Here is a 12,454-nt window from a genome sequence, read left to right as displayed (position 1 = left end):
GCGCGCGGCCGACCCGGGCGCCGATGGCCACGGCCGGCGCCTGTGGCCCGATGGCGTCGCCCCGCTGCTGACCGATGTGCCGGTGGCGATCGCCCGCACCGCGCCTGCCTTCGCCGGCGAGCCCGGCGTCGGCGAAATCCGCGCCCTGCATCTGGACGCGATCGCCGCCGCGCGCCGGACCCTGTATCTGGAGAACCAGTATTTCAGCTCCGGCGTGCTGGCCGACGCGCTGGCCGCGCGGCTGGCCGAACCCGACGGCCCCGAGGTGGTGCTGGTCTCGCGCCGCAGCGAAAGCGGCTGGCTCGAGGAGCACAGCATGGGCGTGCTGCGCGCCCGCGCGCATCGCAAGCTGCGCAGCGTCGATGCGGGCCATCGCTATCGGCTCTATTACCCGCATCTGCCGGGCGAGGGCGAACCGGGGCCCGATGGCGAGCCGCTGCCCGGCATCAACGTGCACAGCAAGGTCATGGTCGTCGACGACACCTTGCTGACGATCGGCTCGGCCAATCTGAACAATCGCTCGATGGGTCTCGACACCGAATGCAATCTGGTGATCGAGGCCGGCGGGGATGCCCGCATCGCCGCCGCGATCCGCTCGATGCGCGCGCGGCTGGTGGCCGAGCACCTGGCGTGCGATGCCGGCGAACTGGCCGCCGCCCATGCGCGCGGCGAGCCGCTGCACGAGACCATCGCCCGTTGCCATCGGCCCGGCGAGCGAACCCTGCAGGCCTTCGATCCGCCGCTGGTGCCCGAGGTGGACGCGGTGGTGCCCGACGAGCGGCTGCTCGACCCGATCGAGCCGATCGATCCGGACGGCCTCGTCGATGAATTCCTGACGCACGAGGCGCGTCCGCGCGTGATCGGACGCCTGGGCATGGCGATCCTGCTGCTGGTGGTCCTCGCAGGCCTGGCATTTGCGTGGCGCTATACGCCGCTGCGCGAATGGGCGGACTTCCGCCGCGTGCTCGATGTGGTCGAGCGGATCCGCGACATGCCGATGGCGCCGCTGGCGATGCTCGGCGCCTATGTGGCCGCCGGGCTGGTGATGGTGCCGGTGACGCTGCTGATCGTGGTCACGGTGATCGTGTTCGGCCCGGTCAAGGGCGCGCTGTGCGCGCTCGGCGGCGTGGTGCTCAGCGCCGCCACCGGCTACGGCATCGGCCGCTTCGTCGGCCGCGACGCGGTACGGCGCTATGGCGGCAAGCGGCTGAACGCGCTGAGTCAGCAGGTCGGCCAGCACGGCCTGCTCGCGATGGTGGTGCTGCGGCTGGTGCCGGTCGCGCCGTTCACGCTGGTCAACCTGGTGGTGGGGGCCTCGCGCATCCGCTTTCGCGACTGCCTGCTCGGCACGCTGATCGGCATGACGCCCGGCATCGTGATCTCCGCCTCGCTGGTCGACCGCATCGCCGCGGTGGCGCGCAATCCGAACCCGCTGACGGTGGCGCTGCTGCTGCTGGTGCTGCTGATCCCGTTGAGCGTGCTTTGGCTGCTGCGCCGGCGCCGGCGTGCGGATGCCGCGCAGGCGGCGCAGGCAGCGGAGGCAGCGGAGGCGGCCCAGGCCGCCAGGGAGGCCCAGGTCGCGCAGGCGATGCAGCCCGCGCAGACCGCCCAGGCGGTGCACCGCGCCGCCATCGGCGAACCCCGCCATGGAGGGCATGCATGAGTCGGATCTATCCATTTCGCGCCGGCGACCTCGCGCAGCCGGTCCCGCAGACCCCGCGGGAAGCGGCCGCCGCCGCGGCGCCGGCGCAGTTCCTGGTGGCCAGCTACAACATTCACGGCGGCATCGGCGTGGACGGGCGCTTCCTGCCGAAGCGGATCGCCGGCGTGCTGTCGGAACTGCAGGCGGACATCGTCGCGCTGCAGGAAGTCGAATCGCGCAGCACCGGCTTCGACATGCTGGCCTATCTGCGCGACGAAACCGGCTATCACGCGATTCCCGGGCCGACGCTGATCCGGCATGACGGCGAATATGGCAACGCGCTGCTGACGCGCTTTCCGCCGAGCCGGGTCCGTCAGATCGACCTGAGCGTGGGCCGCCACGAACCGCGCGGCGCGATCGACGCGACGCTGAGCTGTCCCGATGGCGTGCATGCCGCCCCGCTGCGGGTGATCGCCACCCATCTGGGGCTGTGGCCGGGTGAGCGCCGCATGCAGGTGCGCCGGCTGCTGACGTCGCTGGCCGAACAGCCGGGCGTGCCCACCGTGCTGCTGGGCGACGTCAACGAATGGTTCCTGTGGGGCCGGCCGCTGCGCTGGCTGCATGCGTACTTCGACGGGGCGCCGCACGTGCCCACCTTCCCGTCACGGATGCCGGTGCTGGCGCTGGACCGCCTGTGGTGCTGTCCGCGCTCGGTGCTGGCCTCGGTGTCGAGCCATCGCAGCCCGCTGGCGCGGATCGCCTCGGACCATCTGCCGCTGCTGGCGCGGCTGCATGCGCGGCAGGCCGTGCCGGCGGCCATGTCGTCCGCCGCTGTGGCCGACGAGGAGGCCGATCTGGCCAGGCAGGCCGATCAGCCGTCGCGGTAGGCGTCCAGGCGGTTGTACAGCGTTTTCAGGCTGATGCCGAGCGCCTGCGCGGCGCGGCGCTTGTCGCCGTCGAAGCGGGCCAGCGTGGCCAAAATCAGGCCGCGCTGCGCATCGGCCAGCGTGGTGCCGATCCGCACGTTCAGCACGCCGTCGGCGGCGGTGGGCAGCGGCGGTTGCGAGGCGATGTTCGGGTTCGGCAGTTCGATCACGCGGTCGGCCAGGATGAAGGCGCGATAGACCGTGTTGCGCAGCTCGCGCACGTTGCCCGGCCAGCCGTACTGGCACAGGCGCTCCAGCGCGCTGGCCGAGAACACCTTGTCGGCGCCCTCGGCGGCGTTCAGCTCGGCCAGGAAATGCTTGGCCAGCGGCACGATGTCCTCGCGCCGTTCGCGCAGCGGCGGGATATGCAGCGGCACCACGGCGAGCCGGTACAGCAGGTCCTCGCGCAGCACGCCGCTGCGCACGGCCTCGAGCGGATCGCGGTTGGTCGCCGAGACGATGCGCACGTCGCAGACCACCTGGGCGTCGCCGCCGACGCGATGGAAGGTGCGCGTCTCCAGCACCCGCAGCAGCTTGATCTGCATGTCGGGCGCCATTTCGGTGACCTCGTCCAGAAACAGCGTGCCGCCGTGCGCCTGCTCGAAATAGCCGGCCTTCTGCTGCATCGCGCCGGTGAAACCGCCCTTTTCGTGGCCGAACAGTTCCGATTCGATCAGGGTCGGGGCGATCGCGCCGCAGTTGACGGCGACGAAGGGCTTGCCGCGCCGGTTGCTGCGCTCATGTATCGCGCGGGCCACCAGTTCCTTGCCGGTGCCGCTTTCGCCGACGGCCAGCATCGGCACGTCGGTGGCCGCGACGCGGGGAATCTGTTCGAGCAGCCGGCGCATCGCCGGCGAGGTGCTGCGCCATAGCAGCGCAAAGTCGTCGCGCGCCGGCCCGTGGCCGCCATCCTCGCGTGGGTGGTCCCGCGCGGGTTCCCGATGACGGGAGCGCGTCGTGTCCGGCAGATCGTTCGAGGTGCTGGTCGACATGTAGCGAAAGGCGGAGCGGAAATAAAGACGGGCGGTCGGCGGAGGTGGACGCGGGTGGCGGCAGCGCGGTCCACGGCTTCGCGAGAGCCGCAATGCGGCTCGCGTAACGCAATGCTAGCTTGCGATCGGGGTGGCCACCATTGCTGTTTGTCCGACAAGCCGGTCCGGCGCGGGCGGCGGCCGATGTCAGACTAACACCGGTATGGCTGCGCTTGCCGCTTGCATAGAATGGGGTCTATTCAGGGCAGCAACGCCCGCCGCGGCCCAATCCCGCGGCGCCTGTCTCATTTCCACCATCCGGTCAAGGGTTTCAGCGGCCGGCATCAGTCAAGCCTATGCCTCACATCCTGATCGTCGACGACGACGAGAACACCTGTGCAGCGCTGGCCGAGATCGCCGCGGCGGAGGGCTTCACCGCGGCCACCGCGGGCGACCTGCGCGAAGCGTGCCTGCAGATCGGCTGGCAGATGCCCGATGCGGTGCTGGCCGACCTGAAGCTGCCGGACGGCGACGGCAAGGATCTGTTCAACGAGGTCGGCTCGGCCGGCGTCGACATCATCCTGATGACCGGCTACGCCAGCGTCGAGAGCGCGGTCGAGGCGCTTCGCCTGGGCGCCACCGACTATCTGGTCAAGCCGATCAATGTCGCGCGCCTGCAGACGGTGCTCAAGCGCATCGCGACCACCGGCGACCTGAAGGCCGAGGTGCGCTCGCTGCGCGGCGAACTGCGCCGTTACGGGCGCTTCGGCCGGCTGCTGGGCAGTTCGGAGGCGATGCAGGCGGTCTATGACCAGATCAGCAAGGTCGCCCCCACCGAGGCCACCGTGCTGCTGGTCGGCGAGAGCGGTACCGGCAAGGAGCTGGCCGCGCAGACCGTGCACGAGCTGTCGCCGCGCCGGCGCCAACCTTTCCTCGCCGTCAACTGCGGCGCGATCTCGCCGAACCTGATCGAGTCGGAGATGTTCGGCCACGAGCGCGGCAGCTTTACCGGGGCCGAGCGCCAGCACAAGGGCTATTTCGAGCGCGCGGCCGGCGGTACGCTGTTCCTCGACGAGATCACCGAGATGCCGATCGAGCTGCAGGTCAAGCTGCTGCGCGTGCTCGAGGCCGGCACCTTCATGCGCGTGGGGACCAACCGCGAGCTGCGCGCCGACGTGCGCGTGGTCGCGGCGACCAACCGCAATCCGGAGGAGGCGGTTGCCGAAGGCAAGTTGCGGGCGGACCTGTATCACCGCCTCAACGTATTCCCGATCGAACTGCCGCCGCTGCGCACGCGCGGCGACGACGTGGCGCAGCTGGCCGGGGCCTTCCTCGATCAGCTCAACGCGGAGCACGGCACGCAGCGCCGCTTCGGTCCCGAGGTGCTGGCCAATCTGCGGCTGCATTCGTGGCCCGGCAATGTGCGGGAGCTGCGCAACTTCGTGCAGCGCGCCTTCATCATGGCGGAGGACGACGTCATTGCCGAATCGCCGGTGCCGCTGCAGGCCGCGGCCTCGCAGGTGCCCGCCACCGCGATCGTCACGGTGCCGGTCGGCATGTCGCTGGCCGACGCCGACCGCGAGCTGATCTTCGCCACGCTGGAGCAGTGTGCCGGCGTCAAGAAACACGCCGCTGAAATCCTGGGCATCAGCCTGAAGACCCTGTACAACCGGCTCGAGGAATATGCGGCCGGCGGCAAGCTGCCGGAGTCGTTCAAGACCTCCGGCAATGGCGCCAACAATGGAGCCGGCAGCGGCGCCAACAGCGGCGCGCACGACCGTCCGCCCGCCACCAGCTGAAGCGACAGGAACCCATCCCGCCCGCCCACCACCGCCGAAGCCTCGAGCTGGCCCGAGCTATGCTTCGGCTCGGAAATCCGGCCCGCCGCAACGGCGCGGCGACCCTGAGATGACCCTAACATTCATGTCCAAGCGACCTCTCCCCTCCAGCCGCGCCGATGCGGAAAACGGTGGCCAATCCGGCGGGGCGGGCACCGAGCACTGGGTGCCGGCGACTGTCGATGCGACTTCCGAGATGACGACGCTGATCGACCAGGTATCGCACGACCTGCGCTCGGCGCTGAACGGCGTCCAGAGCTGGGCTTATGTGCTGGACCACTCGCTGGACGCGCCCACCGCGCCGGTGCAACGCGCGCTGGCGGGTTTGCGTACCGCCATGCAGCAGCAGGTCATGCTGATCCAGCATATGGAAGAGGCGGTGCGGCTGCTGGCCGACGAGACCGAGCCGCAATGGGAGGCGATCGATCTTGCCGCCGCGATGGCGCAGGCGATGGACGCGGTCAAGCCGGCCGCCGAATCGCGCCGCGTCACCTTGGCCGACGTGCTGGTGCACGACGGCGAGGGCAGCCGCGGCGACGCTTTCGTGCAGGCGGACCCGCGCCGGCTGGAGCCGATGCTGCGCCATCTGGTGCTGCATTGCCTGAAGCAGGCACGCAATGGCGACACCATCGATGCGCATCTCGAACCGGCGGACGACCATGTGAAGCTGCGCCTCACCGAAAGCCGCACGACGGCCGATCGCATCAAGGAACGCCTGTCGGTGCTGTCCGAGTTCTTCCGGCGCGATGTCGGCAACGACGGCGCCGCGCCGGCGCGGCAGAGTTCCGCGCTGCTGCTGGCGCGCCGCATGGCGGAGCTGCATGGCGCCACGCTCGGCGCCGAGCCGTCGACGCAATGCGAGCAGGACGGCGAGAGCGCCTGCATCGCGGTCACCTTCCCGCGCGTGCCGCCGGCGGCCGCTGCGGCGGGCCTCGAGGCGCCTTCCGTACCGCCTTCCCTGCCACCTTGGGGGCCTTCCGACGGCGCCTGATCCCGCGTTTTACGGTCTTCTTTTCACTCGCTTTCACCCCCGCCCGCCGGGCGTTTGCGGCGCAAGTACTTTTTACGTGCGATGCACTTTGTGCAACGCTCGGTGCTGTCGTATGCGCCGCTTGCGCGCACGTCCCGCCATCTCGCCTTCTGGCCCGTCGCTTGCATCTGTTTCGCTATTCCAATCGAGCAGGAGCCGATGATGCAGAAGGCCAAGACCGCGACCCCCTCCGCCCATGGAACCGCCGCCAAGTCTGCTTCCGCCAGCGCGGCGAAGCCGAGCAAGCAGAAGACCGCCGCGCAGCAGGACGACGACAAGCAGAGCAGCGCGTGCACCTATCAGCAGGCCGTCGACGAATCGGTGGAGATGACCTTCCCGGCCAGCGATCCGATTTCGCCGAGCGCCGCCATGCATGCCGAGAAGGAGACCAGCACCGACGTGGACGACACCGACTGGGAGATCGAACCGGGCAGCGCGCATCAGCCCGAGGGCGCACGTCCCGCGGCGGAGCGCAAGGGCGCAGCGGGCAAGGATGGCGCGAAGGCTTCGGGCGACAAGGACGAAAAAAGCGAAAAGGCCGACAAGGGCGCGAGCGGTAAAGCCGCTGGAACGAAGACCGGCGCCACCGCCAGGTCCAAGGGCAAGTCCTGATGCCAGCCGGGCTGGCGTCGCGACCGTCGAACGCCATGCCGAATCCGATTGCCGATCCATCGCTCGCCAGGCGGGTGTCTGCCAACCGATTCGAAGGAGCCAGCATGTCCCTGATCATCGCCGGACGATTTGATACGTTCGCCCAGGCCGAGGCGGCGGCGGGCCAGTTGTTTGCCCGCGGTTTCGCCGAGGACGACGTGACCCTGTTCTTCGTCAATCCCCCGGGACAGCATGGACGCTTCCCGCTCGGCGGCGACGTGGCGGTCGACGCGGGTACCCGCAAGGCGGGGGCCGGCGCGGGCCGCGGCATCGTGTTCGGCGCCATCGCCGGTGCCGTGATCGGCGCGGTGGCGCTGGCGCTGATGCAGGCCTCCGTGCTGGTGCTGGCGCTCGCCACGGGTCTGGGCGCCTATCTGGGTTCGCTGGTCGGCGCGCTGTCGATGACGCGCGATCCCGACCGGGTATCGAACGCGCCCGATCCCGATCGCCAGGTCAAGGCCGAGCGCGATGCCGGCGTGCTGCTGGCCGTGCACGTCAATCCCGATACGCGCGAGACGGCCGCCGAGGTATTGCGCCAGGCCGGCGCCAAGGACGTCGAACGCGCCTACGGGCGCTGGAGCGAAGGCCGCTGGGTCGATTTCGACCCGCTCGCGCCGCCGGTGCCTGCCAGCCGTCCGTGACGTGTGCCATGCCGTGTGCCATGCCGCGTGCCATGCCAATCCATGCCGCTGCCGCACGATCATGACGATCCGGCCGCGACGATGAAGGGGCGCGAGGGCGCCATTGTGTCAACCGACAACCGAAGCAGGAGTCGCCAATGAACCCACTGGACAGAGACCCGCGCGATCCGCGAGACATCCGGGACCCTCGCGATCCACGCGATGCGCGTGACCTGCGCGATCCGACGGCGGCGCGTGCGCCCGCCGGCGCGACCATCGTCGGCGATGTCGACACCAATGCGAGCGGGCCCGGCCCCTTCGTGATGGCGGCCGATACGCTCGAAGGCAACAGCGTGATCGGACCCGCGGGCGAGGACCTCGGCACCATCGACCACATCATGCTGGACGTGCAGGGCGGCCGCGTCGCCTATGCGGTGCTGTCGTTCGGCGGCTTCCTCGGCATCGGCGAGAAGCTGTTCGCGGTGCCATGGTCGGCGCTGACGCTCGATACGCGGCGCAAGTGTTTCGTGCTGGGCGTCGACAAGGACAAGCTCAAGGCCGCGCCCGGCTTCGACAAGGACCACTGGCCGGCGATGGCGGACCCGCAATGGGCCACCAGCATTCACCAGTACTACGGGACCTCGCCGTACTGGAAGGAGGACTCGTACGATCCGTGGGCGTGATGGCGTTGTAGTGCTATGCCCGCTTGCGCTGCGGGCTGCTGCGCGATCCGCTGTCGGTGCTGGCCGTACTGGCCCGCCTGGCGGCGGATTTCTTCGTTGAATCCGGCGCCTTGCCGGACTTGGCCGCGCTCTTGCGGCTGCTTGCCGGCTTGGCTTCCTGCCTGGATCCTTTGCCGTCCTTGGCCTCGGCTCGAGCGCGGGAGGTGGATTTGCGGGCGGTCTTGCGAGCGCCCGTGGCGCGCTTGCGCGGCGCCTCGCGCGGCGCGTCGTCGTCTTCCCGCTGGTCCGCTTCCTCGCCCTGCGTGTTCTGGCCCGCTTCCGAGCGCGTACCGCCGCGGCCGCCACGGCGTTTGATGCTTTCCTTGAGCAGCGCCATCATGTCGATCACCTCGGCCGACTTGCGCGGCTCCCCGCTGTCCGGCTCGGCCGGCGTCAGCAGGTGCGTCTTGCCTTCGGCGATCTTCCCTTCGATGCGCTCCATCAGGTCGTCGCGATAGGTATCGCGATAGGCCTCGGGGTTCCAGTCCTCCTGCATGTCCTCGACCAGCCGGGTCGCCATCTCGATCTCGCGCGGGCTGACGCCCTGCTGCTTGCCACTGCTCTTGGGCAGCTTCAGCTCGTCCATCGGCAGGACCTCCTCGGCCCAGCGCATGGTGTTGAGCACCAGCGCATCGCCCAGCACCAGCACCGCCGCCAGATGCTGGCGGTTGTGGATCACCACCAGGGCCAGCGCCGCGCGTCCGGTGCGGCGCAGGGTCTCGCGCAGCAACGCGTAGCCCTTCTCGCCGCGCCGGTCCGGCTCGAGATAGTAGGGCGTCTCGAAGTAGTACGGCGGGATCTGGTCGGCCTGCACGAAGCTGACGATATCGACGGTCTGCGTCGCCTCGACGTTGGCCTGGCGGAAGTCCTCCGGCGACAGCAGCACGTATTCACCCTTCTCGTACTGGTAGCCCTTGACGATATGGTCCTTGTCGACCGGCTTGCCGGTCTTCTTGTTGATGCGCTGATAGCCGACCGGCGCCATGTCGCGCTCGTCGAGCCAGTCGAAGTCGAGCGCGTTGTCGCGCGCGGCCGCCTTCAGCACGACCGGGATGTTGACCAGGCCAAAGGAAATGGCGCCTTTCCAGATGATGCGGGGCACAGGGAAACTCCGGATCTTGGTTCTTCGACCGCAGGCGAGGGCGGACGCGTGCCCTCAGGCGCGCTGGGGCGGGGGCGGCGGCACGTCGCCGGGGGGCGGGTCGATGACCGGCTCATGCGGATCGATCGGCGGCACCTCGGGTTCGGGCGTGGTCGGCGGCTGGTCCGGGGTTTGATCCGGTTCTGGCGTGGTATGCATGCGTTTCTCCATCGAAGAGGTCGGCCCGGAGGAGGCCGGACCGGTGCCCGTGCTGCCGTCGGCCGGATGCCCCAATGGCGAATGCAGGGGCGGCGGCGTGCCGGCGGCGGTATTGGCCACGGTACGCGCATCGGTACGCCCCTCGCTGCGGCCATCCGTGCGGCCGTCCGTCCGGCCATCGGAGCGGCATTCGTCGAGCAGGCGCGACAGCACCTCCAGATCGACCGGCTTGGTCAGGTGGTCGTCGAAGCCGGCCGCCTGCGTGCGCAGCTTGTCGCCGGGCTGGCCGTAGCCGGTCAGCGCCACCACCTTCATCGCCTGCAGCTCCGGTATCGCACGCAGCCGCTGCGCGATCTCGAAGCCGTCCATGCCCGGCATGCCCAGATCGAGCAGCACCAGCTCGGGCTTGTACTTGACCGCGCGCACGATCGCAGCGGCGCCGTCGAGCGCAGTGATCACGGTATGGCCCAGCGCTTCCAGCGTCATCGCCATCGCCTCGAGGGCGTCGACGTTGTCGTCCACCACCATCACGGTGCGCGGCTTGCCGGCCGGCGCCTGCCGTCCGCCCAGCGTCGGCTGCCAGCTGCGCCACGGCTGCATCGGCAGCTGCACGATGAAGCTGCTGCCATGACCGGGCCCGTTGCTCTGCACCGACAGCTGGCCGCCATGCATGCTGACCAGCCGATGGACCAGCGACAGGCCGATGCCGGGGCCATTGCCGCCGGCCACGGCGATATTGCCGTTGGCGCCGTCGCGCTCGAAGGTCTCGCGCAGGCCCTGCAGCCGTTCGGGCGACAGCCCGGTGCCGTTGTCGGTGATCCGGATGGTGACCATGCCCTGATCCGCCTGCGCCTCGATCGACAGCAAGCCATCGGGCGGCGTGTACTTGGCCGCGTTGTTCAGCAGGTTGCCGAAGATCTGGGTCAGGCGCACCAGGTCGCCGCGCACCGGCATCGGCCCCTCGGGCACCGACAGGCGCAGCTGATGGTTGCGCGACTCGATCAGCGGCCGGACTGTCTCGACCGCGGTGTTCAGCGCGGAACGCAGCTCGACCAGGTCGTCGCGCAGCGTGATGGTGCCGCGCGTGAAGCGCGAGATGTCGAGCAGATCGTCGACCAGCCGGGTCAGGTGATAGAGCTGGCGGGCGATGATGTCGCGCGCCTTGAAGCTGTCCTCGCGCGACGGCGCGCAGTGCATCAGCAGATCGGCGGCGCTGCGCATCGGCGCGAGCGGGTTGCGCAGCTCGTGCACCAGCATCGCGAGGAAATCGTCCTTGCGGCGTTCTTCCTCGCGCAGCATCTTCTCGGCACGCTTCTGCTGCGTGATGTCCTCGCACACGCCGACCACGCGGTAGAACTCGCCGCTGGCGTTGTTGACCGGGAAGGCGCGCGCGCGGACGTCGCGCGTCTGGCCGTCGGCATGGATCAGCGCGAATTCCAGATCCATATGGCCGTCGCGCAGCATCGCCTCGCAGGCCGCCTGCACGCGTTCCCGGTCGGACTCCGCGACCCAGCCGAAGCAGGCGTTGCCGTGCTGATGCAGGTCTTCCACCGGACGGCCGGTCAGCGTGACGAAGGCCGGGCCGACGAACAGGAACTTGCGCTCCTGCGGATCGAAGATCCACAGCACATCGGACAGGTTGTCGGCCAGCTGGCGGAACAGGAATTCGTTGTCGCGCAGCGCCTGCGAGGTACGGTGGTAGGCCTCCTCCGCCCGCCGCAGCCGCAGCAGCGCCTTGACGCTGGACACCAGTTCCTCCGGCTCGACCGGCTCCACCAGATAGCTGTCGGCGCCATGGTCCAGCGCCTCGACGCGGTAGCGCGGATCGCTGGCCGAACCGGACGTATGCAGGATCAGCGTGCGGCAGCTTTGCGGATCGTCCTTGATGATGCGGCAGACGTCCAGGCCGTCGATGTCCGGCAGCTTCATGTCCAGCAGCACCAGGTCCGGCGCATAGCGGCGCACCAGCGACAGCGCCGACTCGCCGGTCGAGGCTTCGAGCACCGCGTAGTCCGCGCGGCGCAGGATGCGGCTCTTGATGTAGCGCGAGCCCTCGTTGTCGTCGACCACCAGCACCAGCGGCCGCTTGTCGCGGGAATCGGACGACGTTCTGGTTTCGATCGGACTCATGCTGTCCTCGCCATGGGCAGGCATGCGGGGTGGCAAGGGGGCGGCAGGTCGGTTTTTGCGTTCGGCGCGACCCCGCGGCCGACGCGGTTTGTAATAATTACCAATCTAGCTCTCCAACACTTGTAGTTGATGCAAAGCCACTTTTGGCCCGGAAAAGACCAGATAAGTGACTTTAACGGCGCTGCACTTCGCCGGAGTGGGCCTCCGCGCTCGGCGCGGTGCCACCGTGCGGGCCGCTGGGCCGGACCTCGGCGGCCTTCTGCGAGACGTCGCCGGGCTGCGTGGTGCCGGACGGCTGCGCGCCCTTGCCGAAGCGGGCGGCAATCTGGTCCTGCACGCGCGTCAGCGCTTCGGCCTGCTGTTTGGCCGCTTCGGCCTCCTTGGCCTTGCGTTCGTCGGCGGCGCGCTGCTGTTCGGCGCTGGGGGCCGGCAGGCGGGCCTGCGCGGGCGCCCAGGCGAGCGCCGTCATCAGCGCCAGGGCGGCATAGTGGGCAATGCGGATCGTGGTCCGAGGGGTTGTCATGGTGGCTCCCGGTTCGTGCTTGCGTCGTCATTCCGTCACGCGCCCGCCGCGGCAATGCGCGGACGCATGTGTCCGAAGTGGCAAGAACCATGCCCTCCTTT

11 protein-coding genes are annotated in these 12,454 nt (G+C 69.4%); 7 read left to right on the top strand and 4 right to left on the bottom strand.

Annotated features, from left to right (window positions below; translation table 11 throughout):
- Nucleotides 1–1,663: VTT domain-containing protein (locus tag F1599_RS15895; protein ID WP_150083714.1), on the top strand; the 1,663-nt coding region annotated here is incomplete at its 5' end.
- Nucleotides 1,660–2,529, top strand: a complete 870-nt coding sequence (locus F1599_RS15890; protein ID WP_150083713.1) for an endonuclease/exonuclease/phosphatase family protein — start codon at nucleotides 1,660–1,662, stop codon at nucleotides 2,527–2,529. The genes F1599_RS15895 and F1599_RS15890, both read left to right, overlap by 4 nt.
- On the opposite strand, the gene F1599_RS15885 is transcribed toward F1599_RS15890, so the two are convergent.
- Nucleotides 2,514–3,560, bottom strand: a complete 1,047-nt coding sequence (locus tag F1599_RS15885; RefSeq protein ID WP_149320183.1) for a sigma-54 interaction domain-containing protein — start codon at nucleotides 3,558–3,560, stop codon at nucleotides 2,514–2,516. The genes F1599_RS15890 and F1599_RS15885 overlap by 16 nt on opposite strands.
- A gap of 335 nt (nucleotides 3,561–3,895) precedes the next feature.
- Between F1599_RS15885 and F1599_RS15880 the strand changes: the two genes are divergently transcribed.
- From F1599_RS15880 to F1599_RS15860, 5 genes are all read left to right on the top strand, one after another.
- Nucleotides 3,896–5,338, top strand: coding sequence for a sigma-54-dependent transcriptional regulator (locus tag F1599_RS15880; RefSeq protein ID WP_149320184.1), 1,443 nt, complete (start codon nucleotides 3,896–3,898; stop codon nucleotides 5,336–5,338).
- 124 nt (nucleotides 5,339–5,462) lie between these two features.
- The gene (locus F1599_RS15875; RefSeq protein WP_190286370.1) at nucleotides 5,463–6,368 is read left to right on the top strand and encodes a sensor histidine kinase; all 906 of its coding nucleotides are present in this window, start codon (nucleotides 5,463–5,465) and stop codon (nucleotides 6,366–6,368) included.
- A gap of 54 nt (nucleotides 6,369–6,422) precedes the next feature.
- A complete protein-coding gene (locus F1599_RS25900; protein WP_190286369.1) occupies nucleotides 6,423–7,019 on the top strand; it encodes a hypothetical protein in 597 nt (198 codons plus the stop codon).
- Nucleotides 7,020–7,123: 104 nt separating this feature from the next.
- Nucleotides 7,124–7,699 carry a hypothetical protein gene (locus tag F1599_RS15865; RefSeq protein ID WP_150083712.1) on the top strand — a complete coding sequence of 192 codons (576 nt, stop codon included), beginning with the start codon at nucleotides 7,124–7,126 and terminating at the stop codon, nucleotides 7,697–7,699.
- 137 nt (nucleotides 7,700–7,836) lie between these two features.
- Nucleotides 7,837–8,361 (top strand): PRC-barrel domain-containing protein, encoded by a 525-nt coding sequence (locus F1599_RS15860; RefSeq protein WP_223819675.1) that lies wholly within the window; start codon nucleotides 7,837–7,839, stop codon nucleotides 8,359–8,361.
- Nucleotides 8,362–8,374: 13 nt separating this feature from the next.
- Here the strand turns inward: F1599_RS15860 and ku are convergent, their stop codons facing one another.
- The 3 genes from ku to F1599_RS15845 all read right to left on the bottom strand — a co-directional run bounded on the left by ku (nucleotide 8,375) and on the right by F1599_RS15845 (nucleotide 12,353).
- Nucleotides 8,375–9,502, bottom strand: coding sequence for a non-homologous end joining protein Ku (gene ku, locus F1599_RS15855; protein ID WP_150083711.1), 1,128 nt, complete (start codon nucleotides 9,500–9,502; stop codon nucleotides 8,375–8,377).
- A gap of 54 nt (nucleotides 9,503–9,556) precedes the next feature.
- Nucleotides 9,557–11,830, bottom strand: a complete 2,274-nt coding sequence (locus tag F1599_RS15850; protein ID WP_150083710.1) for a response regulator — start codon at nucleotides 11,828–11,830, stop codon at nucleotides 9,557–9,559.
- 172 nt (nucleotides 11,831–12,002) lie between these two features.
- The gene (locus F1599_RS15845) at nucleotides 12,003–12,353 is read right to left on the bottom strand and encodes a hypothetical protein (RefSeq protein ID WP_149320188.1); all 351 of its coding nucleotides are present in this window, start codon (nucleotides 12,351–12,353) and stop codon (nucleotides 12,003–12,005) included.
- Nucleotides 12,354–12,454: the final 101 nt, after the last annotated feature.

Source organism: Cupriavidus cauae (genome assembly GCF_008632125.1).
Taxonomy (GTDB): Bacteria; Pseudomonadota; Gammaproteobacteria; order Burkholderiales; family Burkholderiaceae; genus Cupriavidus; species Cupriavidus cauae.
This window is presented reverse-complemented; position numbering and strand designations above follow the sequence as displayed.

Bases quoted from the DNA above. Each gene is read 5' to 3' on its own strand.
- F1599_RS15885 (WP_149320183.1), bottom strand. From the start codon at position 3,560: ATGTCGACCAGCACCTCGAACGATCTGCCGGACACGACGCGCTCCCGT.
- F1599_RS15860 (WP_223819675.1), top strand. From the start codon at position 7,837: ATGAACCCACTGGACAGAGACCCGCGCGATCCGCGAGACATCCGGGAC.
- F1599_RS15875 (WP_190286370.1), top strand. From the start codon at position 5,463: ATGTCCAAGCGACCTCTCCCCTCCAGCCGCGCCGATGCGGAAAACGGT.
- F1599_RS15880 (WP_149320184.1), top strand. From the start codon at position 3,896: ATGCCTCACATCCTGATCGTCGACGACGACGAGAACACCTGTGCAGCG.
- F1599_RS15865 (WP_150083712.1), top strand. From the start codon at position 7,124: ATGTCCCTGATCATCGCCGGACGATTTGATACGTTCGCCCAGGCCGAG.
- F1599_RS15850 (WP_150083710.1), bottom strand. From the start codon at position 11,830: ATGAGTCCGATCGAAACCAGAACGTCGTCCGATTCCCGCGACAAGCGG.
- F1599_RS15845 (WP_149320188.1), bottom strand. From the start codon at position 12,353: ATGACAACCCCTCGGACCACGATCCGCATTGCCCACTATGCCGCCCTG.
- F1599_RS15890 (WP_150083713.1), top strand. From the start codon at position 1,660: ATGAGTCGGATCTATCCATTTCGCGCCGGCGACCTCGCGCAGCCGGTC.